Below are 25240 nucleotides of genomic sequence, written 5' to 3' on the forward strand. Positions count from 1 at the left end.
GCGCCGGCGCCAAGAACTGAAGACCCGTCAACTCACCTTCGGTGCTCGACGTTCGGCGGCCGCGACCTTGCGTTCCAGCTCCTCCGCGATCAGCTCCATGTTGATCGCCACGCCGGCCCGGTAGCCACCGCTCGCCGCGTTGATCACCTGTTCCTGGGCGCCGATCGCGTTGCCGGCCGCCCACACGCCCGGCACGCTCGTCCGGCCGGTCTCGTCCACGGCCACGAAGGCGCCGAGCGGTGTCTCGCGGGTCTCGGCGCCCAGCGCGGTCAGCAGACCGTCCCTGGGCGTCATCCGCGTACCGACGAAGAGCACATCACGCTCCACGACCCGGCCGTCCGCCATCCGTACGCCGACGAACCGGTCGCCCTCGACGGCGAGGCCGGCCACCTCGCCCTCGACCACGTCGATCCCGGCGGCCGCCACCCGCCTGCTCTGCTCCTCGTCGAGCGGCCCGGCCGTGTGCAGGAACAGGGTCACGTCCGGGGACCAGTGGGAGACGATCAGTGCCTGGTGGGCGCCGAAGGCGGGGTGCGCGAGCACCCCGAAGGCCCGGTCGCGGACCTCCCAGCCGTGGCAGTACGGGCAGTGCAGCACCTCCCGCCCCCACCGCTCGGCGACCCCGTCGATCGCGGGCAGCTCGTCGACGAGCCCCGTCGTGACGACGAGCCGGCGCGCCCGGACCCGACGGCCGTCGGCCACGGTGACGACGAACCCTTCGGCGCCGTCCCGTACGGCCGCCGTCACGCGGCCCGCCGTCCACTCCACCCCGTACGCGGCGATCTCGCGCCGTCCCGCCTCCAGGAACGCGGCCGGGCTCATCCCGTCCCGGGAGAGGTAGCCGTGCATGTGGGCGGCGGGGGCGTTGCGCGGCTCGCCCGCGTCGACGACCAGGGTCCTGCGCCGCGAGCGGCCGAGGATCAGGGCCGCGCTCAGCCCGGCAGCACCGCCGCCGACCACCACGACGTCGTACCGCTCGGGTTCCTGTGTGTCCATGTGTGCGCTCATGAGGGGAGCGTCGCCCCCGGGTGGTGGTCCCGACAAACATTCTTGCCGTTTCGGCAACCGGAGGCATCATGGAGGCATGACCGATCCCGTGCCCGAACCTGCGACCGCACCCGTGACCGCACCCGTGACCGAACCGGCGACCGACACCGGCGACGAGCGCATCGACGCCGTCCTGAACGAGGTCGGCCCACGGCTGCGCCGGATCCGGCGCGAGCGCGGCGCGACCCTGGGCGACCTCTCCGCCTCCACGGGCATCTCCGTGAGCACGCTCTCCCGTCTCGAGTCGGGCCGCCGCAGGCCCAGCCTGGAGCTGCTGCTCCCCATCGCCCGCGCCCACCAGGTGCCGCTGGACGAACTGGTCGGCGCGCCCCCGGTGGGCGACCCCCGGGTCCGGGCCAAGCCGATCGTGCGCCACGGCCGCACGATGTTCCCGCTCACCCGCCAGCCGGGCGGCCTGCAGGCGTACAAGGTGGTCCAGGAGAAGCCGTACGAGCAGCCCGACCCCCGGGTCCACGAGGGGTACGAATGGCTCTACGTCCTCTCCGGGAGGCTCCGGCTCGTCCTCGGGGAGCACGACGTGGTCCTCGGGGCGGGGGAGGCGGCCGAGTTCGACACCCGCGTGCCGCACTGGTTCGGGCCCACGCCTGAAGGGCCGGTGGAGTTCCTGAGCCTCTTCGGGCCGCAGGGCGAGCGGATGCACGTCCGGGCCCGCCCGAAGCAGTCCTGAGGTCCGGTGCGGGCACCCCGGCGCGACCCGGGCAAGAAGTCCGCCGCACATGGTTCCACGGACACAAGCGACCGCTTAGTATGCGACCGACCGTGCAGTACGGACGACGGCTGGTGGAGGACCGCGATGCAGGCATGGCGAGTGCACGAGAACGGCGAGCCGGGCGAGGTGATGCAGCGCGACGAGGTGGAGCCGCCCACGCCCGGCGAGGGGCAGCTGCTGCTCCGGGTGCGCGCCGCCAACGTCAACTTCCCCGACGCCCTGCTCTGCCGGGGCCAGTACCAGGTGCGGCCCCCGCTGCCCTTCACCCCGGGGGTGGAGATCTGCGGCGAGACCGAGGACGGCCGCCGGGTCATCGCCACCCCCGCCCTGCCGTACGGCGGCTTCGCCGACTACGCGCTCGCGGACGCGGCGGCGGTGCTGCCCGCCCCCGAGGCCCTCGACGACGCCGAGGCGGCCGCGCTGCACATCGGCTACCAGACCGGCTGGTTCGGTCTGCACCGTCGCGCCGCCCTGAAGGAGGGCGAGACGCTGCTGGTGCACGCCGCCGCGGGCGGCGTCGGCAGCGCCGCCGTCCAGCTCGGCAAGGCGGCCGGTGCCACCGTCATCGGGGTCGTCGGCGGAGCCGACAAGGCCGAGGTGGCCCGGGCGCTCGGCTGCGACGTCGTCGTCGACCGGCGCTCCGAGGACGTCATCGCCGCCGTCAAGGAGGCCACCGCCGGCCGGGGCGCCGACGTGATCTACGACCCCGTCGGCGGCGAGGCGTACGCCCAGTCGGCGAAGGTCGTCGCCTTCGAGGGCCGGATCGTCGTGGTCGGCTTCGCGAGCGGGGCGATCCCCTCGCCCGCCCTCAACCACGCCCTGGTCAAGAACTACTCGATCGTCGGGCTCCACTGGGGCCTGTACAACCTCAAGGACCCCGCGGCGATCCTGCGCTGCCACGAGACCCTCACCGAGTACGCCGCCAAGGGCCTGATCAAGCCCCTGGTCAGCGAGCGCGTCCCGTTCGAGGCGGCGGCCGACGCCGTGCAGCGCGTCAGCGAGGGCGTCACCACCGGCCGGCTCGTCGTCCTCCCGGAAGGAACCGCGTGATGGCGACCGTGATCGACGCCGACGAACTGCGCTCCCGCACCCGCCGGTTGCTCGCCGAGCACCCGCCCGCCGGCACGGACCGCACCGACTTCCTGCGCGCCCGCTTCGACGCGGGGCTCGCCTGGGTCCACTACCCCGAGGGCCTCGGCGGCCTCGACGCCCCGCGCGCCCTGCAGGCCGTCGTGGACGCCGAACTGGCCGCCGTCGGCGCCCCCGACAACGACCCGCGCCGCATCGGCATCGGCCTCGGCATGGCCGCGCCGACCCTCCTCGCCTACGGCTCCGACGAGGTCAAGGAGCGCTTCCTCAAGCCGCTCTGGGTGGGGGAGGAGGTCTGGTGCCAGCTCTTCAGCGAGCCCGGCGCCGGCTCCGACCTCGCCGCGCTCGGCACCCGCGCCGTCCGGGACGAGGCCACCGGCGACTGGATCGTCAACGGGCAGAAGGTGTGGACCTCCAGCGCCCACGTCGCCCGCTGGGCCATCCTCATCGCCCGCACCGAGCCCGACCTGCCCAAGCACCAGGGCATCACGTACTTCGTCTGCGACATGACCGACCCGGGCGTCGAGGTGCGGCCGCTGCGCCAGATCACCGGCGAGGCCGAGTTCAACGAGGTCTTCCTCACCGACGTCCGTATCCCCGACGCCCACCGGCTCGGCGCGGTCGGCGACGGCTGGCGGGTCGCCCAGACCACGCTCATGAACGAGCGGGTCTCCATCGGCGGCGCCCGCATCCCCCGCGAGGGCGGCATGATCGGCCCGGTCTCGCGGACCTGGCGCGAACGCCCCGAACTGCGCACCCACGACCTCCATCGACGCCTCCTCGACCTCTGGGTGGACGCCGAGGTGGCCCGCCTCACCGGTGAGCGGCTGCGCCAGCAGCTCGTCGCCGGGCAGCCGGGCCCCGAGGGCAGCGCGATGAAGCTCGGCTTCGCCCGGCTCAACCAGGCCATCAGCGGTCTGGAGGTCGAACTCCTCGGCGAGGAAGGGCTGCTGTACGACGACTGGACCATGCGCCGCCCCGAGCTGGTGGACTTCACCGGCCGCGACGCCGGCTACCGCTATCTGCGTTCCAAGGGCAACTCGATCGAGGGCGGCACGACCGAGGTCCTGCTCAACATCGTCGCCGAACGCGTCCTCGGCCTGCCCGCCGAGCCCCGCAACGACAAGGACGTCGCCTGGAAGGACCTCGCGCGATGACAAGTGCCCTGCTCTACACCGAGACCGAGGACGACCTGCGGGCCGCCGTCCGCTCCCTGCTCGCCGACCGGGCCGAACCGGGCGTGCTGCTCGGCCGGATCGAGACCGGCGACCCGTACGTCCCCGGCCTCTGGAAGTCCCTCGCCGGCGAGATCGGCGCGGCCGGGCTCCTCGTCCCCGAGGAGCTCGGCGGCCAGGGCGCGAGCCACCGCGAGGCGGCCGTGGTCCTGGAGGAGCTGGGACGCGCGGTCGCCCCGGCTCCGTACCTGACCAGCGCCGTGGTCGCGACCGAGACGCTGCTGGCCCTGGACACCGGCAGCGCCCCCGTCGCCGAGCTGCTGGCCGCTCTCGCCGCGGGGCGCACGGTCGGGGTGCTCGCGCTGCCGCTGTCCACGGCCCCGGGCGCCGCGGTCCCGACGTCCGGCCCGGTGAGCGGCGTCGCCGACGCGGCCGCCGCCGACGTCCTGCTCGTCCCGCGGCCGGACGGCCTCTACGCGGTCCCCGCCGACGAGGCCACGATCGCCCCGCTGACCCCGCTGGACCTGACCCGTCCGCTCGCGACGGTGACCACCGCGCCCGGCACCGGCACCCGGCTCGCCGACGCCGACACCGCCCGCGCGGCCGTCGAGCGTGGGCTGCTCGCCGGCGCCGGGCTGCTCGCCTCCGAGCAGCTCGGGCTCGCCGAGTGGTGTCTGGAGGAGACCGTCCGGCACACCCGCACGCGGTTCCAGTTCAACCGGCCGGTCGGCTCCTTCCAGGCGCTGAAGCACCGGATGGCGCAGCTCTGGCTGGAGGTCGTCAACGCCCGTGCCGCGGCCCGTGCCGCCGCCGACGCGCTCGCCACCGGCAGCCCCGAGGCCCCGCTGACCGTCGCCGTCGCCCAGGCGTACTGCTCGAAGGTCGCCGTCCACGCGGCCGAGGAGTGTGTGCAACTCCACGGCGGCATCGGCATGACCTGGGAGCACCCCGCCCACCTCGCGCTGAAGCGGGCCAAGTCCGACCAGATCGCCCTGGGTTCGGCGGGGCGGCACCAGGACACCGTCGCGGCCCTGGTCGACCTCCCGGCCCCCGTCTGACGGCGGGACGGGGCCCGGCAGCGCCGACGTAAGGGTCCCCCTGTGCCCGCACCCCTTTACATGCTGTTTAATTGCGAGTTGTTCGCAACAACAGTTGATCTTCAAAAGGGGTGTGGGCACGATGACCGCCCGATCCATACGCGGCACGGCCGCCGTCGCCCTGGCCGGGGCCCTGGCCCTGACGGCGGGGGCCTGTTCGAACCCGGGCGGCTCCGCCGCGGGCTCCGGCGGCGCGAAGGACTCCGCGGTCGTCGGCATCGCCTACGAGCCCGAGACGCTCAGCCCGCTCCTCGGCTACGGCAAGGACGGCAACTCCAAGATCTTCGACGGGCTCCTCGCCTTCGACGGGGACATGAAGCTGAAGCCGGCGCTCGCGGTCGGGCTGCCGCACATCAGCGACGGAGGCCTCACCTACACGTACACCCTCCGCAAGGACGTGGCCTTCAGCGACGGCGCCCGGTTCACGGCGAAGGACGTCGTCTTCACGTACCGGACGATCCTCGACCCCAAGACGAACAACCCCTCCCGCACCGAGCTCGACGCCCTCAAGAGTGTCGAGTCGGTCGGTGACGACACCGTCGTCTTCCGCCTCAAGTACCCCTACGCGCCCTTCGCCGAGCGCACCGTCCTCGGCATCGCCCCCGAGCACGTCGCGGGCAAGCAGGACGTCAACACCGGCGCCTTCACCACGAAGCCGATCGGCACCGGACCGTACGTCCTGACCGGCTGGTCCAAGGGCGAGAAGCTCAGCTTCGAGGCCAACCCCACCCACTGGGCCGGCGCGCCCGAGGTGAAGAAGTTCACCATGGCGATCGTCAAGGACGACGACGTCCGCGCCACCCGGCTGCGCTCCGGTGACCTCGACGGCGCCATCCTGCCGCCGAACCTGGCCGCCGGGTTCAAGAGCGACAAGGCGAAGAAGACGTACGCCGCCAAGACGTACGACTACCGCACCGTCACGCTCCCCACGCACAACAAGGTCAGCGGCGACGTCGCCGTCCGCCGCGCCCTCGACGTCGCCGTGGACCGGCAGGCCATGGTCGACAAGATCCTCGAAGGCGCCGGCAAGCCCGCCTACGGGCCCGTCCCCACCGACAGCGAGTGGTTCGCCAAGGGCACCGAGCGCCGCCACGATCTCGACGCCGCCAAGAAGATCCTCGACGAGGCCGGCTGGAAGCCCGGCGCCGACGGGGTCCGCGTCAAGGACGGCGTACGCGCCGAGTTCCCGCTCTGGTACCTCTCCGGCGACAAGCTCCGCCAGGACCACGCCCTCGCCTACGCCTCCGACGCCAAGAAGGCCGGCATCGACATCAAGACCCAGGCCGGCACCTGGGAGGTCATCGAGCCCCGGATGAAGACCGACGCGGTCCTCGCCGGCGGCGGCTCGCCCGGCGACCCCGACTTCGACCAGTACCTGCTGCTGACCTCCAGCCTCGGCGGCGACGGCTTCAACAACATGGCCTGGTACGACAACAAGACCGTCGACAAGGCTCTCGTCGACGGCCGGCAGACGAACGACCCGGTCAAGCGGCGCGCCGCGTACGACACCGTGCAGCGCGAACTGGTGAAGAACCCCGGCTACACCTTCCTCACGCACATCGACCACCTCTACGTGGTGAACGACGACTGGGACGGCCTGTCCACCCAGACCGAGCCGCACGACCACGGCCTCGCGTCCGGCCCCTGGTGGAACGTCGAGAGCTGGAAGCCCAAGGGCGCCGCGAAGTGAGCCGACGCCTCCCCTGGGGGGCCATGGCCCGGATGACGGGACGGCGGGCCCTGTTCGCCGCCCCCGTCCTCCTCGGCGTCACCTTCGCCGTCTTCGCCGTCGCCGAAGCGTCCCCCTTCGACCCCGTCAAGGCCTACGCGGGCACCGCCGGGCTCACCTCCTCGCAGGAGAACCTCGACCAGCTCCGCGCCAACCTCGGCGTCGACCAGCCGCTCACCACCCGCTGGTGGGAGTGGCTCACCTCGGCGCTCCACGGCGACCTCGGCGACTCCAGCGTCATGCGCCAGCCCGTCGCCGACGTCATCGCCGAACGGATCGGCTGGTCGGCGCTGCTCGCCACCACCGCCTTCCTCGTCGCCATCGCGCTCGGCACCGGCCTCGGCGTCCTCGCCGGGCGGCGCAGGGGCGGCCTGCTCGACCGGACCGTCAGCTCCGCCGCGTACACCCTGGAAGCAGCCCCCGCCTTCTGGCTCGGACTGCTCGCCATCTGGTTCTTCGCCCTCAAGCTCGGCGCCCTGCCCGCCGGCGGACTCACCGACACCGCCAGCGACACGGTCACCTTCGACCAGGTCGCCACCCACCTCGTGCTGCCCGCCCTCGTCCTCGGCGTCTCCCAGCTGCCCTGGTTCTTCCTGTACGTCCGCCAGGGCGTCGGCGACGCCCTCGAAGAGGACCCCGTGCGCGGGGCACGCGCGCGGGGACTGCGCGACCGGACCGTGCTGCTCGGCCACGCCCTGCGCTCGGGAATGCTTCCGATGCTCACCCTCGTCGGCTCCCGCGTCCCCGAACTCATCACCGGGGCGCTGCTCGTGGAGACCGTCTTCAGCTGGCCCGGTATCGCCGCCGCGACCGTGCAGGCCGCCACGTCCGTGGACTTCCCGCTGCTCGCCGCGCTCACCGTGCTCGCGACCGCCGCCGTCCTCCTCGGCAACCTCCTCTCCGACCTGCTGTACGGGCTCGCCGACCCGAGGGTGGGCTTCGATGGCTGACCCCCGCACCCGGCGCCTGCGCCTGTGGTCCTCGGCCGTGATCACCGGGGCCGTCCTCCTGGCCGTCCTGCTCGTCCCGCCGATCGTCCAGCTCGACGAACAGGCCGTCGACCTCTCCCTGAAGCTGCTGCCGCCGTCCTGGGAGCATCCCTTCGGTACCGACGACGTCGGCCGCGACCTGCTCCTGCGGTGCGTCTACGGCCTGCGGATCTCGCTGCTCGTCGGTCTGGTCGCCGCGCTCGTCGCGACCGTCATCGGCACCGCCGTGGGCGCGGCCGCCGCCTCCCTGGGCGGCTGGACCGACCGGGTCCTCATGCGGCTCGTCGACGCCTTCGCCTCCGTACCGCACCTGCTGCTGGGCATCTTCATCGTCGCCATGTTCCGGCCGGGCGTCTGGCCGGTCGTCGTCTCCGTCGCCCTGACCCACTGGCTGTCGACGGCCCGGATCGTCCGCTCCGAGGTCCTCTCGCTGCGCTCCCGCCCCTTCGTGGACGCGGCGATCTCCGGCGGCGCCTCACGATGGCGGGTGACCGTGCGCCATCTGCTGCCCGCCGTCCTGCCGCAGGCCGGACTGGCCGCCGTCCTGATGGTGCCGCACGCCATGTGGCACGAGTCGGCGCTCTCCTTCCTGGGCCTCGGCCTGCCCAGCCACCAGGCCAGCCTCGGCAACCTGGTGCAGTCCGCGCGCTCCTCGCTGCTCGCCGGCGACTGGTGGCCGACGCTCTTCCCCGGACTCCTCCTCATCGTGCCGACCCTGGCCATCGCCGGGCTCGCCGGGGCGTGGCGGGACCGGCTCAACCCGCGCCGCCGATCGGAGCTGATGCTGTGACCGCCCCGGACTCGCGTGTCGTACGCGCCCTGGAGGCGGTGACCGCCGAGAAGGCCGACGGCGCCGTCCTCAGCGTGCGCGGGCTCTCCGTCCGCTTCCGGATGCGCGGCGGACGCCACGTCGCCGCCGTCACCGACGCCGACTTCGACCTGGCGGCGGGGGAGTGCCTGGCCCTCGTCGGCGAGAGCGGCTGCGGAAAGTCCGTCCTCGCCTCCGCGCTCCTCGGCCTCCTGCCGGGCAACGCCGAGACCTCCGGCAGCGCGCTGCTCGACGGCGTCGACCTGCTCACCGCCGACGAGAAGACCCTGGCCCGTACGGTACGAGGCCGGCGCGTCGGTCTCGTACCGCAGAGCCCCGCCGCCCACCTCACGCCCGTGCGGACCGTCCGCGCCCAGCTGGAGGAGACCGTCCGCGAGCTGACCGGCACCGCGCGCCGGGAGCGCAGGGCGGCGGCCGAGAAGGCGGCGGAACGGGCCGCGTTCCCGGCCGGGCACCTCGACCGGTACCCGCACGAACTCTCCGGCGGCCTCGCCCAGCGCGCGGCCACCGCGCTCGCCCTGATCGGCGACGCCCCGCTCCTGCTCGCCGACGAGCCGACCACCGGCCTCGACCGCGACCTGGTCGACCGGACCGTCGACGAACTGCGCCGCCACGCCGACGACGGCCGGGCGCTGCTGCTCATCACCCACGACCTGGCCGCCGCCGAGCGGATCGCCGACCGGGTCGCCGTGATGTACGCGGGCCGGATCGTCGAGTCGACCCCGGCCCGCCGCTTCTTCGGCGAGCCGGGCCCCGGCCACCCCTACGCCCGCGGCCTCCTGAACGCCCTGCCCGACCGCGCGTTCACCCCGATCCCCGGCATGCCCCCCGAGCTGACCGCCCTGCCGCCCGGCTGCGCCTTCGCGCCCCGCTGCCCCCGGGCGACGGAGGCGTGCGCCACCCAGCCGCCCCTGCTCGCGGGCGTCGCCTGCCACCACCCGGAGGACCGGCCGACCGACGCACCCGGAGTGCCCCGTGCTTGAACTCGACTCCATCACCGCCGGATACGACCGTCGCGGCCCGGTCGTCCGGGGCGCCTCCCTGACGATCGCCCCCGGCGAGTCCGTCGGCCTCCTCGGCCCGAGCGGCTGCGGCAAGTCCACGCTCGCCCGGGTCGCCGCGCTGCTCCACCGTCCGGAGGCGGGGCGCGTCCGCGTCGACGGGGAATCCGTACGCGGCTGGCGCCACCGGGCGCCGCGGTCGCTGCGGACGGCTGTGGGCGTGGTGTTCCAGCAGCCCCGGATGTCCGCCGACCCCCGGCTGACGCTGCGCGACCTCATCGCCGAGCCCCTGCGCGCCACCGGCCGCCGCGCGGAGGCCGGGACGCGCCTCGCCGAGCTCGCCCCGACGGTCGGTCTCACCGAGGACCTGCTGGCCCGCCGCCCCCACGAGGTCAGCGACGGACAGCTGCAACGCGCCTGCCTGGCAAGGGCGTTGGTGCTCCGCCCGCGCTGGCTCATCTGCGACGAGATGACCGCCATGCTCGACGCCTCGACGACGGCCGCGCTCGTCGCGGCGGTGGAGACCTACCGCGCGGAGACCGGCGCGGGCCTCCTCGCCGTCGCCCACGACCGCGTCCTGCTGACCCGCTGGTGCGACCGCACGGTCGAGTGGACGGACTGCGTGACCGCGCAGAAGCCGTAGAACGGACCGGCCGTGCCCGTGATCGGCGTGTCCTTTCGTACGCTTGCCGTATGCGCATGCGGCCCACCCTGAGCTGGACACCGACCGAGGACCTGCCGCCGGGCACGACGGACCTGGAGCCGGTCGTCGACCTGGTGCGGGCGGGGCGTGTCCTCGTGCTCACCGGAGCCGGGATCTCGACCGAGTCGGGAATCCCGGACTACCGGGGAGAGGGCGGGAGCCTGAGCCGGCACACGCCGATGACCTACCAGGACTTCACCGCGGGCGCCCCGGCGCGACGGCGGTACTGGGCCCGCAGCCACCTCGGCCGGCGCACGTTCGCGCGGGCGCGCCCCAACGAGGGGCATCGGGCGGTGGCCGCGTTCGCGCGCGAGGGAGCACTGGCGGGGGTGATCACCCAGAACGTCGACGGGCTCCATCAGGCCGCCGGCAGCGACGGCGTCGTGGAGCTGCACGGCAGTCTCGACCGGGTGGTCTGCCTCGACTGCGGTGATGTCAGCGCGCGCGGTGAGCTGGCCCGGCGCCTCGAAGAGGCCAACCCCGGGTTCGACCCGGTTCCCGCCGCGATCAACCCGGACGGCGACGCCGACCTCACCGACGAGCAGGTCGCGGGGTTCCACGTGGTGGCGTGCGTGGTGTGCGGCGGGGTACTCAAGCCGGACGTGGTGTTCTTCGGCGAGACCGTACCGGTGGGGCGGGTGGAGCACTGCCGGGAGCTGGTGCGCGGGGCGGCGTCGGTGCTGGTCCTCGGGTCCTCGCTGACGGTGATGTCGGGACTCCGGTTCGTCCGGCAGGCCGCGCACGCCGGTACGCCCGTGGTGATCGTCAACCGGGATCCGACGCGCGGCGACACACTGGCCGCCGCCAGGGTCGCGCTGCCGCTCGGCGTCGCGCTCACCGCGGTCGCGGAGCGCCTGGACATCGACCTCGGCCGACCGGCGTGACCCGTCGCCCCACCGTCAGTTCTTCTGGAGCGTCCGGGTCATGCCCGCGATGAAGGTCGTCGTGAGGACCCAGCCGCAGCCGATCAGCAGATAGGCCAGCCACTGGAGGCTGTCCTGCGTCCAGTACCACGCGGTGCGCTGGCCGAGACCGCCGATGGGGATCAGGAGATCGAGGGTGTACACGAGCGGCTGGAACGGACCGCCTTCGCCCGGCTTCATCGGCGACGGTGTGTGCGCGTCGAAGGCCAGCGTGCCGAGGAGGGTCAGGACGACCAGCCAGAGGCCGGCCAGCCAGGGGCGGTAGCCGTAGCCGACCGTCAGGTCGAGCAGAAGTCCCCAGACGCGGTTGGCCGGGGGCAGCGTGCGGCGCCGGTGGCGCTGCTTGGCCAGGAGCACCCGACGGGCGTCGTCGTCGTGGCCGACGCTCCGGTACCAGCTCGCCAACTGCTCGTACGGCTGCGGGCTGTAGCCCGAGCTGCGCCGGATCCACTCCACCCGGTCGGCCACGGGCTCGCGCCTCACCGCGGCCTCCCGCCGTTCTCCCGCCTCGTCCACCTTGATCGTGCCGTAGACGAATCCGTCCAGCTCCACCACGTCCGGCCAGCTCTGCCGGCTGTCGTGGAGGTAGGAGACCCGCGCTCCGCGCAGGTCCACGGCGCCGGCCGGCGGCCGGGCGAGCGTGAAGTCGAAGTCGACCGCCTGCAGCAGCATGCCGAGCAGCACCGGGCCCTCGCCGTCCGGTGCCCCGTTCAGGACGGCCCCCTCGAACGACAGGCTGTCCGAGATCTGGGCGCCGCGCAGACGCACGGTCCCGTTCGCGGTGAACCCTCCGGAGAAGTTGAGCGAGGACGCCACGACGTTGTCCACGGCGAGGGCCACTCCGTCGGGACCGGGACTCTCCAGGCGCGCGCCCCGCATGAAAAGACCGCCCGGCAGCTGCGCTCCCCTCATCCGGACGCCGCCGTGGGCGACGAATCCGTCCCGGAAGAACACCCCGCCTTCGGACACCATCCCGCCCGCGGACACCGCCCACCCGCCGGGCGCGGTGATCTCGGCCCCGCTGAGGAGCACTTCGCCGGCCACATGGGCGTGGATGAGCAGGACGACGGTCACCTTGCCGTGGAACTGCGAGACGGGACCGCGGTCCATGACGCACCGGCGCAGATCGAGACGCCCCTCGATGCGGGAGGACCCGGCGTTCAGGCCGGGCAACCGGCTGCCGATGAGCGAGAGCGTCTGGGTGGACGCGGCGAACAGGTCCACGCTCTCCTCGAACCAGCACTCCTCCAGCCAGAGGGAGTGGCCGATCTGCGCTCCGGACAGGTTGAGGGGGCCGGTGATCCGCGCCCCCGCGAGCCGCAGTGACCCGACCGCGCCCGACTGCGTGGTGTTCGCGCCCAGGAGCAGCGCGGCGATCACCGCGGCCCGCACCGTGCGTTCGGCGCCCCACCGCCCGCCACCGCGTACGTGGTCGGCCTCGGGTGTTCCCGTACGCAGGTCCAGGCGGCGGCCGTCCGGGAAGGCGTCCCAGAGAGCGCGTTCCGGTGGCGTCAACTCATCGTAGGAGACCACCTTTCGAGGGTAATGCGAACCATCGGCGGACGGACGGCGTCCGCTCCACCAACTCCTGTGCGAAACAGTCAAGTTGGTGTCGTCCGGCGGCCATACTCGGTCGGGTCCGTGCCCACCCGTACCGCTTGGAGGCTCCCCATGGCGCCCCTGTCCCGGCGTACCGCCGTCGCCGCCCTCGCTGCCGGAGCCGCCGGGGCCGCCGGCCTCGCGCTGCCCGGCACCGCCGTCGCCGCCCACCGCGTCAGGCCCCTGCCGCAGGCGCACGCGCACAACGACTACCTGCACCCCCGGCCCCTCCAGGACGCCCTCGCCCACGGGTTCACCAGCGTCGAGGCCGACATCTTCCTCGTCGACGGGGAGCTGCTCGTCGCGCACGAGCCCGCCGAGCTCGACCCGAGCCGGACCCTCCGCTCGCTCTACCTCGACCCGCTGTTCGCCCGCGTGCGCGCCAACCACGGGGCCGTGTACCCGGGTTACCGCAATCCGGTGCAGCTGCTCATCGACATCAAGGCCGACGGCGTCGCCGCGTACCAGGAGCTGCACCGTCAACTCCGGCCCTACCGACGCATGCTGTCGACCTACGCCGCCGGTCACGTCCGGCTCGGTGCCGTGACCCCGGTCGTCTCCGGAGACCGCGCCGCCCGCGCCCCGATGGAGGCGCAGGCCTTCCGCCACGCCTTCTACGACGGCCGGCTCGACGACCTCGCCGCCGCGGCCCCCGCGCCCGCCTCCCTCATCCCGCTCATCAGCTCCAACTGGACCCACTCCTTCGGCTGGACCGGCACAGGGCCCTTCCCGGCCGAGGAACGCGACCGGCTCCGCTCGATCGTCCGGACCGCCCACGCACGCGGGCAGCGGGTTCGCTTCTGGGCCACCCCCGACGCTCCCGGACCCGCGCGCGACGCCCTCTGGAGCGAGCTGCGCGCCGCTCGGGTCGACCACATCAACACCGACGACCTCGCCGGGCTCCGCGCCTTCCTGAACCGCTGACACCGAATCCCACCCGTTCGGCCGACACGCCGTTCGGCCGGACGGCGCTCCCACTGGGCCACACTGGCCGCCGAACGCCGCGATTCCGGCGCGGCGCAAGGAGGGTGTGGGCGATGGCTGTGTCCGTTTCTGTCGTACTTCTCTTGCTCGTGCTTGCGGTGATCTTCCTCCGCAACGGCGGCCTCAAGTTCTCCCACGCGCTGGTCTGCGCCCTGCTCGGCTTCTTCCTCGCGGGCACGAGCATGGCGCCGACCATCCAGAACGGGGTCGCCGCCACCGCCAACGTGGTCAGCAGCCTCAAGCCGTAACGTTTCGGGTACATCAACTGCCCATGAAACCGGCGGCAGTTCCATGTACATCTCACGCACTCGGGCCTAACGTCGGCCGCCGGCGCGACCGACGTACGCACCCGAGGAGCCGTATTGACCACCTCCGCCGGGCGAGCCCGTGTGCTCGCCCTGATCGCCGTGGCGAGTGCGCTCGCCCTCGCGTTCGCCACCCCCGCCGCCCTCGCCGACGACATACCGCGAGCCCCAGGACACCGGCTCGTCGACGCCTACGAGGGAGCTCCCGCGACCGCCCGGCCCGTGCCGGGCGACGCGCCCGATCAGCATCCGTACCTCGCGCCGAACGGGCGCAGCGGTATGCACGCCGACGGCGCCGGCAGCGGCACCCACCCCTTCTCCGGGCCGCTCGGGCGCGACCCGCAGGTCTCCAGCGAGAAGATGGCCGCCGTCGGCGGCGAGTGCGCCACCGCCACCTTCGACGCGGGCGGCCGGCTCGTCACCGTCTGCGGAACGTTCTCGGGATTCCTGCTCAAGCTGCTCGACCCGCGCACCCTGGAGACCCTCGCCGAGTACAAGCTGCCGCAGCGCTCGTCGACCGTCGAGGCCATCACCCGGCTCGACTTCGAGAAGATCTTCAAGGACACCTCGGGCGGCGCCTACTTCTACCTCGACCACCAGGACCGGGTCGTCCTCGCCGACTCCCGCCAGCACGTCCTGCGGATCGCACACCGTCAGAAGGCCGACGGGGCATGGGAGTTCGTCGTCGAGAACGACTGGGACCTCACCCCGCTCGTCCCGCACGACTGCGTGAGCTGGACCAATCTCTTCCCGAGCGGTGTCTGCGACCCCATCACCTCCGTCATGCCGGACTACGACGGCAGGGTGTGGTGGGTGACGCGGCTCGGACGGGTCGGCACGGTCGACCCCGCCACCGGCACGCTCCGCTCGGTCCGGCTGGACGGCGAGGAGATCCAGAACTCCTTCTCCGTCGCCCGCGACGGCGTCTCCATCGTCTCCGACCACGCGCTCTACAGCTTCCGCGCCGACCCCGACGGCACCCCGCGCATCCAGTGGCGGCAGACCTACGACCGGGGGACCGGCACCAAGCCCGGCTCCGTGAACCAGGGTTCGGGCACCACCCCCGACCTGTTCGGCGTCGGTGACGCCTATGTCGCGATCACCGACAACGCCGACGACAGGATGAACGTCCTCGTCTACCGGCGCGGTGGGGACGTCCGCGACGCCGAACGCCTGGTCTGCAAGGTGCCGGTCTTCCGGTCGGGCGCCTCCACCACCGACAACTCCCTGATCAGCTGGGGAAACAGCCTCGTCGTCGAGAACAACTACGGCTACGAGAACCCCACCACGCTCACCTTCGGCCGCAGCGTCGTCGGCGGCGCCACCCGGATCGACGTACGGCCCGACGGCAGCGGCTGCGACACCGTCTGGGAGAGCGACGTCCGCTCGCCCTCCACCGTCCCCAAGCTCTCCACCGCCAACGGACTGCTCTACTTCTACGAGAAGCAGCCCAACCCCCTCGGCGTGGACGCCTGGTACCTGACGGCCGTCGACTTCCGCACCGGACAGCGCGCCTGGAGCCGGCTCACCGGCACCGGCCCCGCCTACGACAACAACTGGGCCCCGATCACCATCGGGCCCGACGGTACGGCGTACGTCGGCGTCTTCAACGGGATCGTCGCCGTCCGCGACGGCGGCTGACGGAGCGGGGGCGCGAGGGTGCCCGGCGCCGCGCGGCCCCGGGCACCCTCGCGCGTACGGATCGGACCCGGTACGGATCGGACCTCGTACGGTCAGACCATCTCGGGCATCTCTCCCACGGTGGTCTTTGTGTCGATCACCGCGAACGCCGCGCCCTGCGGGTCCATGACCGCCGCGAACCGCCCGAAGGGGCTGTCCATCGGCCCGAAGAGCTTCTGCCCGCCGAGGCTCACGGCCTTGTCCACCGCCTGGTCGCAGTTGTCGACGACGAAGTAGACCTGGATGTACGAGGGGATCTCGGACGGGAAGTCGTCCGGCGACATCCTCATCCGCCCCAGCACCGGCATCTCGCCGCCCAGGTCGAAGACCTTGAAGTCCATGGTGTCGTCGACCATCTTCTGTGCGTTGTAGCCGAACACCGAGGTGAAGAAGGCGTCAGATTTCTCCGGCTCCCGGGTGAAGACCTCGGCCCAGGTGTAGGAGCCGGGCTCGCCCTCCAGCTCGAACCCCTTGTGCGTACCGGGCTGCCAGACGCCGAACGTGACGCCGGCCGGGTCCTGGGCCAGGCACATGGAGCCGAAGTCGCCCACGGCCATCGGTTCCATCAGGACCGTGCCGCCGCTGCTCTTGATCTTCTCGGCCGTGGCGGCGGCGTCGGGCGAGGCGAAGTACAGACACCAGGCCGACTGCGGGGAGCCGTCCTGGCCCGGCATGGGCGGGACGACGGCCGCCACCGCCTTGCCGTCGCGGTACGCCTGCGTGTAGTTGCCGAATTCCGAGGAGGCTTCACCGAAGGTCCAGCCCAGCACGTCGCCGTAGAAGGTCTTGGCACCTTCGACGTCGGTGAACATCGCGTCGGTCCAGACCGGGGTGCCTTCAGGTCGTGCGGCCATGACGGATCTCTCTCTTCCGATCGAGGGGTGTGCGAAACGGTGTCGATGAGGTTGTCGCCACCCACGCTAGCCAGGGCTCGCGCGCACCGCTCGGTGACCGAACGTGTCCGGTCCGTGCCGGCAGGCCGTCGGCGGGAAGTCAGCGACGCGCGAAGACGCCGATGCCGTTCGGCACGGGACGCTCGGTGCCCCCGGAGGGGTGGTTGCGCACGGTGACGGACGGGGCGTCCGGCTCCCGGGTGACGAGCGTCGAGGAGCCGCCGCCGTCGAGGCTGAAGCCGTCGACGGCGCCCACCTGGTCGAGCACCGCCGCCACCTCGGCGACCGTCAGCCCGGTGCGGAACTCCGGGCCTCCGTCCAGGGCCATCAGCAGGAGCGTGCGGCCGCCGTCCGCGACCCCGGCCGCCGAGCGGACGGCGGTCGTCCGCCCGTCGAGACCGGGCAGTGGCTCACCGGCCCGCAGGACCGGATACCCGCCGACGGCGAGAAGGGACGGCACCCGGGAACCCTCCGCGACCAGTCGGTGGTGGACGCCGACCCGGTCGCCCACCCCCAGGGCCCGCAGCCGCCGCGCGCCGTCCTCCCGGCCCACCAGAACCTCGGAGCCCTGCGGAATCGGCCCCCGCCCGGGCGTGTCGGCGACGTCGACGACACGGCCGTCGCGCACCGTCACCTCGTACGTCTCCGTGGAGCAGGGGGCGGAACGGTCGGTGTCCGTGCCACAGGTGGCGCGGACGCGCGAGGCGGCGCCCCAGTCGGCGGTGAACACGCCGACCGAGCCGACGGGCAGCGCGTAGACGTTGAGCCCACCGAGCGGGATCCGGCCGTCGGGCGTGGCCACCGTGCCGTCCAGTGCGAGCCGGCCGAGCCGGGCCCGGCCGTCCACGCCCACGGCCAGGACCTCACGGGTGTCGATGCCCGGCGGCAGCGCGGGCCCGAAGCGCTGACCGGTGGGTACGGCCGACTTCAGCGCGCGCCGTCCCGCGACCGCGGGGCCGACCGAGGCGCCGGTCGCCTCGACACCGGGGTGCTGGGTCTCGGTGATGTTGAAGAAGTCCCCGTTGACCCCGGCGACCGCGCCACGCGCGTCCGCGAGCTGCGACAGCGGGGCACGGGCCGCGACCGCGCCGGGCGTGAGGAGGCCGACGCGGACCCCGGGCGCCCGCAGGTCCACCGAGACCAGATGGATCCGGGCCGGACCGCCGACGCCGGTCACATCGACCGTGCGGTACGCGACGCCCCGGGCGACCTCGGTCCGGACGGCGTCGGCCGTGCCCGGCGTGGCCGCCGCGAGGAGGGCGCACCACGCCAGCAGGACGATCGCCGGCACGCGTGGACGCGCGACCCGAATCCTCACGATCGCTCCCCTGACGTGAAGTCAACTGACGGGTGTGCCGAGCAGTTCAGCGCACGCGCATGGCGATGACGGGGTCAGGAGCCGACCAGCCGGGAACGGATGAGGAAACGGACGCCCTCCGGGGCCTCCAGGGAGAATCCGCTGCCCCGCCCCGGGACGACGTCCACGATGAGCCGCGTGTGGCTCCACACCTCGAACTGGGCCTTCGACATCCAGAAGGCGATCGGCTCCGCGACGCCCTCGACCTCCAGGGAGGCGAGCAGGACGTCGGCGGCACCGGTGCGGAACTCGCCCGCGGGGTAGCACATCGGGGCGCTGCCGTCGCAGCAGCCGCCCGACTGGTGGAACATCAGGGGGCCGTGCGCCTCGCGCAGGCCGCGCAGCAGCTCGGCCGCCACGGGCGTCAACTCCACACGTGCGCCGGGCTGCTCCATCTCCCGCTCCCTTCGCGACGCTCTCGAAGGGCCCAGGGAACACCGCCGGAGGTTGCGACCGCGTTGCGTCGCCTCAAGAGGTGAGCCGAAGTCGTTCCCGGCTCTAGGAACTGACGATGCGTCAGGTTACTCTCCCCGCATGATTCCGACCGTTGTCTGGGGTACCGGAAATGTCGGCCGCGCGGCCATCAGGGCCGTCGACGCCCACCCGGGGCTCGCCCTCGCCGCCGTCCTCGTCCACGACCCCGCCAAGGTCGGCCGTGACGCGGGCGCCCTCGCCGGACTCGACCGCCCTCTCGGGGTGGCGGCGACCGACGACATCGACGCCGTGCTCGCCGCGCGCCCCCACGCGGTGGTGTACGCCGCCTCCGGGGACGTCCGGCCCGACGAGGCCCTCGCCGACGTCGTCCGGGCCGTCGGTGGCGGAGCCGTCGTCGTCACCCCCGCGCTCTACCCCCTCTACGACCAGCGCGGCGCCCCGCCCGAGTTCCGTGACCCGGTGCTCGCCGCCGTCGCCGAGGGCGGCGGTTCGCTCTTCGTCTCGGGCGTCGACCCCGGCTGGGGCAACGACGTGCTGCCGCTGCTGATCAGCGGCCTCGGCTCCACCGTCGACGTCGTCCGCTGCCAGGAGATCTTCGACTACTCGACGTACGAGCAGGAGGAGTCGGTCCGCCATCTCATCGGCATGGGGCATCCCATGGAGTACGAACCGCTGATGCTCGCCCCTTCCATACCCACGATGGTCTGGGGCGGCCAGGTCCGGCTGATGGCCCGAGCCCTCGGCGTCGAACTCGACGAGATCCGCGAGACCATGGCCCGTCGCGCCCTCGACACCACCGTGACCACTCGCACGATGGGCGTCTTCGAGGCCGGCACCCAGGGCGCCGTGCGGTTCGAGGTGCAGGGCGTCGTCGGCGGCGAACCCCGCATCGTCATCGAGCACGTCACCCGGATCCACCCCTCCTGCGCCCCCGACTGGCCCACCCCGCCCGACGGCGTGGGCGCCCACCGGGTGGTCATCGAGGGCCGCCCGCGCATCGAGGTCACGGTCGAGGCCACCGACGAGGACGCGAACCGCTCCGCGGGCGGGAACGCCACGGCCGTCGGCCGGCTGGTGAACGCGATCGACTGGCTCGTGGACGCCGAGCCAGGCCTCTACGACGCGCTCGACGTCCCGCTGCGCCCGGCAGTGGGCAGACTGGGAAGGAAGCGACCATGAGGATCGACGTTCCCGAGGGCAAGCACCCGATCGAGTACGTATGGGGCGAGATCGTCCCCGAGATCGGTACGGCCGCCGCGAACTTCTCGCTCTCCGTCTACGCCCATACGACCCTGGGCCTGCGCGAGTTCGAGGCCGCCCGGCTGCGCGTCGCGCAGATCAACGGCTGTCTGTTCTGCCTCGACTGGCGGACCGACCGGGACGGGGAGAAGGTCGAGGAGTCGTTCGCGGACGCCGTCACCCAGTGGCGTACCACCGATGCCTTCGACGACCGGACGCGGCTGGCCGCGGAGTACGCCGAGCGGTACGCCCTGGATCACCACGGTCTCGACGAGGACGAGGACTTCTGGACTCGTATGACCGCGCACTACAGCCAGCCCGAGATCGTGGAGCTGACGATGAGCATCGGTTCCTGGTTGTCGTTCGGCCGGCTCAACCGGGTCTTCGGACTCGACGCGGCCTGCGTGCTGCCGACGTCCTGAGCGCGTGACCCTCCTGAGCCGGGACCGACTCAGAGGTCGGTGGCGATGATCTTCTCGATGTTGCGTTCGGCGAGCGCGGTGATCGTGACGAACGGGTTGACGCTGGTGTTGCCCGGGATCAGCGCGCCGTCGATCACATAGAGGCCCGGATGCCCGTGCAGGCGCCCGTAGTTGTCGGTGGCCCGGCCGAGCACCGCGCCGCCGAGCGGGTGGTACGTGAGGTGGTCGCCCCAGATCTTGTACGCGCCGAACAGGTCGGTGCGGTAGATCGTCCCCTCCTTCGCGTTGATCTTGTCGAAGATGGTCTTGGCGGCGTTGATCGACGGCTGTTTCCAGGCCGTCTGCCAGTTCAGTTCGACCCGGCCCGCCGTGGGGTTCCAGGTGAACTCGGCGCGGTTCGGGTTCTTGGTGATGGAGAGGTAGAACGAGGCGTACGTCTCGATGCCGGTCGGCAGCGGAGCCACCTCCGCGAAGGCGCCGCCCGCCGCCCAGTTGTCGATGCCGGCGGTGGGCATGGACGACTGGAGTTTGCCGGTCGCGTCCCACATGTGGTTGGCCCGGCCGCACATGACGTTGCCGTTGTCGCCCCAGCCCTTGCCGATCTCGCCGTTGAGGCCCGGCAGCGCACCGGTGGCCCGCAGCTTGGTCAGCAGTTTGCTGGTGCCGACGCTGCCGCACGCGAAGAAGACCCGGTCCGCGACGACGGTCTCGGTGGACGTGGCGTTCCCGCCGGTGTCCAGGCGTTCGATGTCGACGGTGTAGCCGCCACCGGACGCGGGAGTCACGGACGTGACCCGGTGCAGCGGTGAGACGGTGACCCGCCCGGTCGCCCGGGCCTGCGCCAGATAGGTCTTCTGGAGCGACTTCTTGCCGTGGTTGTTGCCGTACAGGACCTCGCCGGCGAGCGCCGACCTGGGGACCGCGCCCGCCGCCTCCTGCTTCATGTACTCCCAGTCGTAGACGTTGGGCACGAAGACGAACGGGAACCCCGAGCGCTCGGCGTGCTTACGGCCCACCCGGGCGTACTGGTAGCAGGCCGCGCTCTCCCACCAGGACACATCGACCTGGTTGACGCCGAGCCCGGCGTTGGCGCGCGGGTAGTAGACGTCGTACATCTCGGCGGCGTCGACGGTCGGGAGGATCGCGGCGAAGTTCTCCCGGCGCGGCGTGACCGCCATGCCGCCGTTGACCAGGGAGCCGCCGCCGACCCCCCGGCCCTGGTAGACGGTGATGCCGCCGAACTCCTCGGCGTCCAGGATCCCGGTGTGGCGCGGGACGTCCTTGTCGAGCGGGAAGCCCAGGAACTGGCTGAGTGGCTGCTTCGTGCGGGTGCGCAGCCAGAAGGACCGGTAGTCCGGGGTGGTGGTGTTGGCGAAGATCTTTCCGTCGGGTCCGGGGGTGTCCCAGGCCATGCCCATCTCGACCATGCGCACGTCGACACCTGCCTGGGCCAGCCGCAGCGCGGCGACGGAGCCGCCGTAGCCGGTACCGATCACCAGGGCGGGGATTCGGGACTGGGTGGCCGAGGCGTAGGCGTGGGTGGGGAGTGCCAGAGCGGAGAGAATAGAACCTGTTCCCGTGATGAATCCACGGCGTGTAACAGCCATGAGGAGTCCTCACTGTCGGTGGAATGGGAACGAGTTCTACTGCTGCCCGCATGGGAAGTCACGGCATACCTATGGGTAACTTTTGGCTGGATCGCTCAAGAATGTTCGGGACAAAGCCGACATATTGATGTGTCGTTCCCCTGCCGAGACACGCCGATCCTGGAGCCCGCATGACGCCGTCGACCCGCGCCCCCGACGACCTCGACCGCGCCGCCGCCGCGCTCCACGACACCGCCGCGTGGCAGGAAATCGTCCGTCACTGGGATCTCCCGCCGGCGCCCGAACCTGGCGTGAAGAAGCCGGAGCCGGAGGACTGGCGCCGGCTGCTCTCCGTCCCCGTCGACCAGCTCGTCGCCACCGCGCTCGACGCGATCCCCGCGACCCCGCCGGCCGAGCGGCCGCTCCCCGGTCGGCTCGGCGCGATCCTGCCCGACCGGCTGCACACCTGGCGCCGGCTCGGACAGCCCGACGTGCGCCCCTCCGTCCACCTCGCGCACGCCCGCCGCGTCCTGGTCGAGTGGGGCTGGCAGAACAGGCCGTACCGGCTCCGCGACGCCCGCGGCGCACGCTGCCTCTGCGGCGCCCTGCTCACCGCGCACCGCCTCGGGCACGGCAGCACCGACACCATGAACCGTTCCGCCGCCTGGATCGTCACCGAACTGCGCGCCCAGGGCTGGACCGGACTCATCGGCCCCTGGAACCGCGCCCCGGGGCGCACCGCCGAGCAGGCCCTCGCCCTCGTCGACGCGACCATCCGGCGCGCCGCCCACGCGGGGGAGTGATGCCGGGGGCGCCCGGGACGGGACGCCCACTCACAGCGCCCCCAGGACGCGTGCCCGGCTCACTGGGGCGCCCCCCCCCGCCTCACTCCACGCTGTCGGCCACGGTGAAGAGAGCGCCGTCGGGATCGCGCAGCGTGACGCAACGGCCGTTGCCCGAGGGCCGGACCGGCGACATGACCGTCCCGCCGAGACCGACGGCGTCCTCGACCGCCACGTCCACGTCGGGGACCCGGAAGTGCACGTGCCAGCGGGGCCTCACCTGCGGGTCCGGGGCCGCCTCCACCGCGCCGCCGTAGAGCCGCGCGACCGTGGTGCCCCCGTGGCTCAGGACGACATGGTCGTCCTCGTAGCTCACCTGACAGCAGCCGGGCCGCTCACCGGCCCAGTCGAGGACCTCGGCGTAGAAGATCGCCGCGTCGAACGCGTTCCTCGTCCGCAGCTCCAGCCACGCCGGAGCACCGCCCTTGCCCACGCTCCAGTCCGGGATGAGCTCGCCCTCCCAGATACCGAAGACGGCCCCCTCGCGGTCCGAGGCGAGCGCCGCCCGACCCGTCCCGAAGCGCAGCGGCCCCACGGCCACCGTCGCGCTGCGCTCCCTGATGCGCGCCGCCGTCACATCGGCGTCGTCGACGGCGAAGTACGGCGTCCAGGCGACGGCCACCGCGAGGCGCGGGGCCAGGGCGCCGATGCCGGCGACCGGGGCACCGTCACGCAGCGCTACGGAGAACTCCTCACCCAGTCGGGTGGGCCGGAACTCCCAGCCGAAGACACCCCCGTAGAAGGTCTCGGCGGCGCGGAGGTCGCGGGTCATGAGAGAGACCCAACAAGGGGCGCCGGACACCGCATGGCTCGAGGTCGACACAACCTTCATCCATCCGTCGTGGACGCGTGATCGCTCTCATCCCACCGTAACCCCGGCGAGATCGCCATTCCGGCACGCCCGTCCCGAGCCGGTTCCGGCACGCGTCCCCCCCTCACCGTCCGTGTCCGGCATGCGAAGAGGCAACCGTTGCGAAAACCTGACAAGGTGAGGGACGTGCGCGCGGCGCTACGACGAGCCGGGTCCGAGCTGTGGGCGCGGCGCCGGGAACCGGCGGTCGTCCAGACCGTCCGGTCGACCGCCGCGGCCACCATCGCCTATGTCGTCGCCCTCCAGCTGAGCAGCGAACCCGCCCCGCTGACCGCCCCGCTCACCGCGCTGCTCGTCGTCCAGGTCACCCTGTACTCCACGCTCACGACCGGCATCCGACGGGTCAACGCGGTGGTCGTCGGCGTCATCATCGCGATCGCGTTCAGCGCCCTGGTCGGCCTCACCTGGTGGAGCCTCGGACTGATCATCCTGGCGTCGCTGGTGGTGGGCCGGTTCGTGCGCGTGGACGAGTTCGTCCCCGAGGTCGCGATCAGCGCGATGCTCGTCCTCGGCGTCACCCAGGTCACCAACACCGCCTGGGACCGGGTCCTGGAGACCCTCATCGGCGCCGTCGTCGGCCTGCTCTTCAACACCGTCCTCGTCCCGCCGGTCTGGGTCGGCACGGCGGGCGAGTCCATCGAGGACCTCGCGCGGCGGATGCGTCGGCTCCTGCTCGGCCTCGGCGAGGAACTCACCACGCCCACACCCGTCGCCCGCGCCGCCGCCCGGCTGCACGAGGCCCGCCGCCTCGACAACGACGTGGCCGACGTGGACGCGGCACTGCGCCAGGCCGAGGACAGCCTCCGCTTCAACCCCCGGGTCAAGGAGAAGGAAGGCGTCCTGCACCGCATCGTGCTCCGCACCGGGCTGGACACCCTGGAGATCTGCGCCGTCGTCCTGCGCGTCCTGGCCAGGACGCTCACCGACCTCGCCAAGGAGCGCAAGGGGGACGTGCTCTTCCCCGAGGACCTCGCGCTCGCCCTCGAGGACCTCCTGGCCCGGATCGCCGACACCCTCGTGAGCTTCGCCGTCCTCGTCTCCACCCATGTCAGCGCGGACGCCGACGCCGCTGAGGAACGGCTCGCCGGCGAACTGCGCGCCGCCCGCGCCGTCCGTGACCACGCGGCCGAGCTGCTGCTCCGGCACGTCCAGCGCGACCCCCGCCAGTGGCAGCTGTACGGAGCGCTGCTCGCCGAGATCGACCGGATCCTCGACGAACTCGACCTCGACCACCGGGGACGCCGCCTCATGGAAGAACTCGACCGCCACTCGCGCGAACGCGCGGAGCGGCGGCCGAGGCTGTCGGCGTTCTACGACCGACTGGGGGTGTGAGGGATGGTGGTGGATCGGGCCATGGGAAATTCCGGCAGTCACCGCCGGTCGTTCATCAGCTCCTGAAAAGAACTCATACAGGGGGTGCAGTGACGGTCGGTCCTCTCGCGCTCCTCCAGCGGCTCCTCGTGGAGCGACTGCCCGCAGAGGGCGGTCGCCGTTCCGATGGCGGCCACGTGCCAGACGAAGACCCCGTCCCGGGGTGCTATGCCGACGTGCATTTCGTACATGGTCGTCTCCATGCTCGGCGGACGCTCTTGCCCTTCCAGTGCACCCGACCGAAGGCGGGTTGCACGCCCGGAGGGCGGCTGTTCGGGTGATGGCGCCCATGAGGCCGTGCGGGGGCCCGATGGCTACCCTGGAGCGAGGGGCGCGACGGCGAC

At 72.5% G+C, this 25240-nt stretch carries 25 protein-coding genes; 17 read left to right on the forward strand and 8 right to left on the reverse strand.

Annotation, left to right across the window (positions count from 1 at the left end; all coding sequences use genetic code 11):
* Positions 1–27 precede the first annotated feature (27 nt).
* The gene (locus AB0E14_RS22370; RefSeq protein ID WP_362420728.1) at positions 28–1008 is read right to left on the reverse strand and encodes an NAD(P)/FAD-dependent oxidoreductase; all 981 of its coding nucleotides are present in this window, start codon (positions 1006–1008) and stop codon (positions 28–30) included.
* A 76-nt stretch (positions 1009–1084) separates the two neighbouring features.
* On the opposite strand from AB0E14_RS22370, the gene AB0E14_RS22375 reads away from it, so the two are divergent.
* The 10 genes from AB0E14_RS22375 to AB0E14_RS22420 all read left to right on the forward strand — a co-directional run bounded on the left by AB0E14_RS22375 (position 1085) and on the right by AB0E14_RS22420 (position 11273).
* Positions 1085–1735, forward strand: a complete 651-nt coding sequence (locus AB0E14_RS22375; protein WP_362420731.1) for an XRE family transcriptional regulator — start codon at positions 1085–1087, stop codon at positions 1733–1735.
* Positions 1736–1861: 126 nt separating this feature from the next.
* Positions 1862–2827 (forward strand): NADPH:quinone oxidoreductase family protein, encoded by a 966-nt coding sequence (locus AB0E14_RS22380; RefSeq protein ID WP_362420734.1) that lies wholly within the window; start codon positions 1862–1864, stop codon positions 2825–2827.
* On the forward strand, positions 2827–4023 hold the full coding sequence (locus AB0E14_RS22385) for an acyl-CoA dehydrogenase family protein (protein ID WP_362420737.1): 1197 nt from the start codon (positions 2827–2829) through the stop codon (positions 4021–4023). Before AB0E14_RS22380 ends, AB0E14_RS22385 begins: the two co-directional genes overlap by 1 nt.
* A complete protein-coding gene (locus AB0E14_RS22390) occupies positions 4020–5099 on the forward strand; it encodes an acyl-CoA dehydrogenase family protein (RefSeq protein ID WP_362420740.1) in 1080 nt (359 codons plus the stop codon). The genes AB0E14_RS22385 and AB0E14_RS22390 overlap by 4 nt, the downstream gene beginning before the upstream one ends.
* A gap of 121 nt (positions 5100–5220) precedes the next feature.
* Positions 5221–6828, forward strand: a complete 1608-nt coding sequence (locus tag AB0E14_RS22395) for an ABC transporter substrate-binding protein (RefSeq protein ID WP_362420743.1) — start codon at positions 5221–5223, stop codon at positions 6826–6828.
* A 23-nt stretch (positions 6829–6851) separates the two neighbouring features.
* A complete protein-coding gene (locus AB0E14_RS22400; protein ID WP_362420746.1) occupies positions 6852–7817 on the forward strand; it encodes an ABC transporter permease in 966 nt (321 codons plus the stop codon).
* On the forward strand, positions 7810–8646 hold the full coding sequence (locus tag AB0E14_RS22405; protein ID WP_362420749.1) for an ABC transporter permease: 837 nt from the start codon (positions 7810–7812) through the stop codon (positions 8644–8646). The genes AB0E14_RS22400 and AB0E14_RS22405 overlap by 8 nt, the downstream gene beginning before the upstream one ends.
* A 101-nt stretch (positions 8647–8747) precedes the next feature.
* Positions 8748–9668, forward strand: coding sequence for an ABC transporter ATP-binding protein (locus AB0E14_RS22410; RefSeq protein ID WP_362420869.1), 921 nt, complete (start codon positions 8748–8750; stop codon positions 9666–9668).
* Positions 9661–10329, forward strand: coding sequence for an ATP-binding cassette domain-containing protein (locus AB0E14_RS22415; protein ID WP_362420752.1), 669 nt, complete (start codon positions 9661–9663; stop codon positions 10327–10329). Before AB0E14_RS22410 ends, AB0E14_RS22415 begins: the two co-directional genes overlap by 8 nt.
* Positions 10330–10379: 50 nt before the next feature.
* Positions 10380–11273, forward strand: a complete 894-nt coding sequence (locus AB0E14_RS22420; RefSeq protein ID WP_362420755.1) for an NAD-dependent protein deacetylase — start codon at positions 10380–10382, stop codon at positions 11271–11273.
* Between the two features lie 15 nt (positions 11274–11288).
* On the opposite strand, the gene AB0E14_RS22425 is transcribed toward AB0E14_RS22420, so the two are convergent.
* Positions 11289–12845: an oxidoreductase gene (locus tag AB0E14_RS22425; RefSeq protein WP_362420758.1), complete on the reverse strand. Its 1557-nt coding sequence runs from the start codon at positions 12843–12845 to the stop codon at positions 11289–11291.
* A 138-nt stretch (positions 12846–12983) separates the two neighbouring features.
* Between AB0E14_RS22425 and AB0E14_RS22430 the strand changes: the two genes are divergently transcribed.
* From AB0E14_RS22430 to AB0E14_RS22440, 3 genes are all read left to right on the forward strand, one after another.
* Complete coding sequence (locus AB0E14_RS22430; RefSeq protein WP_362420761.1) at positions 12984–13835, forward strand: phosphatidylinositol-specific phospholipase C/glycerophosphodiester phosphodiesterase family protein; 852 nt, start codon at positions 12984–12986, stop codon at positions 13833–13835.
* A 113-nt stretch (positions 13836–13948) separates the two neighbouring features.
* Complete coding sequence (locus AB0E14_RS22435) at positions 13949–14143, forward strand: hypothetical protein (RefSeq protein WP_352190023.1); 195 nt, start codon at positions 13949–13951, stop codon at positions 14141–14143.
* Between the two features lie 141 nt (positions 14144–14284).
* Complete coding sequence (locus tag AB0E14_RS22440; protein WP_362420872.1) at positions 14285–15841, forward strand: hypothetical protein; 1557 nt, start codon at positions 14285–14287, stop codon at positions 15839–15841.
* A 92-nt stretch (positions 15842–15933) separates the two neighbouring features.
* Here AB0E14_RS22440 and AB0E14_RS22445 read toward each other — a convergent pair whose 3' ends face one another.
* From AB0E14_RS22445 to AB0E14_RS22455, 3 genes are all read right to left on the reverse strand, one after another.
* Positions 15934–16734, reverse strand: coding sequence for a VOC family protein (locus tag AB0E14_RS22445; protein ID WP_362420764.1), 801 nt, complete (start codon positions 16732–16734; stop codon positions 15934–15936).
* Between the two features lie 139 nt (positions 16735–16873).
* Positions 16874–18091 (reverse strand): phosphodiester glycosidase family protein, encoded by a 1218-nt coding sequence (locus AB0E14_RS22450; protein ID WP_362420767.1) that lies wholly within the window; start codon positions 18089–18091, stop codon positions 16874–16876.
* A gap of 74 nt (positions 18092–18165) precedes the next feature.
* Positions 18166–18525, reverse strand: a complete 360-nt coding sequence (locus AB0E14_RS22455) for a DUF779 domain-containing protein (protein ID WP_362420770.1) — start codon at positions 18523–18525, stop codon at positions 18166–18168.
* 139 nt (positions 18526–18664) lie between these two features.
* Here AB0E14_RS22455 and AB0E14_RS22460 point away from each other — a divergent pair, with 139 nt between their 5' ends.
* Both AB0E14_RS22460 and AB0E14_RS22465 read left to right on the forward strand, forming a co-directional pair.
* Complete coding sequence (locus AB0E14_RS22460; protein ID WP_362420773.1) at positions 18665–19744, forward strand: dihydrodipicolinate reductase; 1080 nt, start codon at positions 18665–18667, stop codon at positions 19742–19744.
* On the forward strand, positions 19741–20226 hold the full coding sequence (locus AB0E14_RS22465; RefSeq protein WP_362420776.1) for a carboxymuconolactone decarboxylase family protein: 486 nt from the start codon (positions 19741–19743) through the stop codon (positions 20224–20226). Before AB0E14_RS22460 ends, AB0E14_RS22465 begins: the two co-directional genes overlap by 4 nt.
* A gap of 29 nt (positions 20227–20255) precedes the next feature.
* Here the strand turns inward: AB0E14_RS22465 and AB0E14_RS22470 are convergent, their stop codons facing one another.
* The gene (locus AB0E14_RS22470; protein ID WP_362420779.1) at positions 20256–21833 is read right to left on the reverse strand and encodes a GMC oxidoreductase; all 1578 of its coding nucleotides are present in this window, start codon (positions 21831–21833) and stop codon (positions 20256–20258) included.
* 170 nt (positions 21834–22003) lie between these two features.
* Between AB0E14_RS22470 and AB0E14_RS22475 the strand changes: the two genes are divergently transcribed.
* On the forward strand, positions 22004–22615 hold the full coding sequence (locus AB0E14_RS22475; protein WP_362420782.1) for a hypothetical protein: 612 nt from the start codon (positions 22004–22006) through the stop codon (positions 22613–22615).
* Positions 22616–22697: 82 nt separating this feature from the next.
* Here AB0E14_RS22475 and AB0E14_RS22480 read toward each other — a convergent pair whose 3' ends face one another.
* Positions 22698–23426 (reverse strand): VOC family protein, encoded by a 729-nt coding sequence (locus AB0E14_RS22480; protein ID WP_362420785.1) that lies wholly within the window; start codon positions 23424–23426, stop codon positions 22698–22700.
* A 225-nt stretch (positions 23427–23651) separates the two neighbouring features.
* On the opposite strand from AB0E14_RS22480, the gene AB0E14_RS22485 reads away from it, so the two are divergent.
* Positions 23652–24857, forward strand: a complete 1206-nt coding sequence (locus tag AB0E14_RS22485; protein ID WP_362420875.1) for an aromatic acid exporter family protein — start codon at positions 23652–23654, stop codon at positions 24855–24857.
* 38 nt (positions 24858–24895) lie between these two features.
* On the opposite strand, the gene AB0E14_RS22490 is transcribed toward AB0E14_RS22485, so the two are convergent.
* A complete protein-coding gene (locus AB0E14_RS22490; protein WP_362420788.1) occupies positions 24896–25087 on the reverse strand; it encodes a hypothetical protein in 192 nt (63 codons plus the stop codon).
* Positions 25088–25240: the final 153 nt, after the last annotated feature.

This window comes from Streptomyces sp. NPDC047981 (assembly GCF_040653315.1).
In the GTDB taxonomy this organism is placed as follows: domain Bacteria; phylum Actinomycetota; class Actinomycetes; order Streptomycetales; family Streptomycetaceae; genus Streptomyces.

Excerpts from the sequence above, each read along its gene's own strand:
- AB0E14_RS22370 (WP_362420728.1), bottom strand. The coding sequence starts at position 1,008 with ATGAGCGCACACATGGACACACAGGAACCCGAGCGGTACGACGTCGTG.
- AB0E14_RS22375 (WP_362420731.1), top strand. The coding sequence starts at position 1,085 with ATGACCGATCCCGTGCCCGAACCTGCGACCGCACCCGTGACCGCACCC.
- AB0E14_RS22380 (WP_362420734.1), top strand. The coding sequence starts at position 1,862 with ATGCAGGCATGGCGAGTGCACGAGAACGGCGAGCCGGGCGAGGTGATG.
- AB0E14_RS22385 (WP_362420737.1), top strand. The coding sequence starts at position 2,827 with ATGGCGACCGTGATCGACGCCGACGAACTGCGCTCCCGCACCCGCCGG.
- AB0E14_RS22390 (WP_362420740.1), top strand. The coding sequence starts at position 4,020 with ATGACAAGTGCCCTGCTCTACACCGAGACCGAGGACGACCTGCGGGCC.
- AB0E14_RS22395 (WP_362420743.1), top strand. The coding sequence starts at position 5,221 with ATGACCGCCCGATCCATACGCGGCACGGCCGCCGTCGCCCTGGCCGGG.
- AB0E14_RS22400 (WP_362420746.1), top strand. The coding sequence starts at position 6,852 with ATGGCCCGGATGACGGGACGGCGGGCCCTGTTCGCCGCCCCCGTCCTC.
- AB0E14_RS22405 (WP_362420749.1), top strand. The coding sequence starts at position 7,810 with ATGGCTGACCCCCGCACCCGGCGCCTGCGCCTGTGGTCCTCGGCCGTG.
- AB0E14_RS22410 (WP_362420869.1), top strand. The coding sequence starts at position 8,748 with ATGCGCGGCGGACGCCACGTCGCCGCCGTCACCGACGCCGACTTCGAC.
- AB0E14_RS22420 (WP_362420755.1), top strand. The coding sequence starts at position 10,380 with ATGCGCATGCGGCCCACCCTGAGCTGGACACCGACCGAGGACCTGCCG.
- AB0E14_RS22430 (WP_362420761.1), top strand. The coding sequence starts at position 12,984 with ATGGCGCCCCTGTCCCGGCGTACCGCCGTCGCCGCCCTCGCTGCCGGA.
- AB0E14_RS22435 (WP_352190023.1), top strand. The coding sequence starts at position 13,949 with ATGGCTGTGTCCGTTTCTGTCGTACTTCTCTTGCTCGTGCTTGCGGTG.
- AB0E14_RS22445 (WP_362420764.1), bottom strand. The coding sequence starts at position 16,734 with ATGGCCGCACGACCTGAAGGCACCCCGGTCTGGACCGACGCGATGTTC.
- AB0E14_RS22455 (WP_362420770.1), bottom strand. The coding sequence starts at position 18,525 with ATGGAGCAGCCCGGCGCACGTGTGGAGTTGACGCCCGTGGCGGCCGAG.
- AB0E14_RS22460 (WP_362420773.1), top strand. The coding sequence starts at position 18,665 with ATGATTCCGACCGTTGTCTGGGGTACCGGAAATGTCGGCCGCGCGGCC.
- AB0E14_RS22465 (WP_362420776.1), top strand. The coding sequence starts at position 19,741 with ATGAGGATCGACGTTCCCGAGGGCAAGCACCCGATCGAGTACGTATGG.
- AB0E14_RS22470 (WP_362420779.1), bottom strand. The coding sequence starts at position 21,833 with ATGGCTGTTACACGCCGTGGATTCATCACGGGAACAGGTTCTATTCTC.
- AB0E14_RS22475 (WP_362420782.1), top strand. The coding sequence starts at position 22,004 with ATGACGCCGTCGACCCGCGCCCCCGACGACCTCGACCGCGCCGCCGCC.
- AB0E14_RS22480 (WP_362420785.1), bottom strand. The coding sequence starts at position 23,426 with ATGACCCGCGACCTCCGCGCCGCCGAGACCTTCTACGGGGGTGTCTTC.
- AB0E14_RS22490 (WP_362420788.1), bottom strand. The coding sequence starts at position 25,087 with ATGTACGAAATGCACGTCGGCATAGCACCCCGGGACGGGGTCTTCGTC.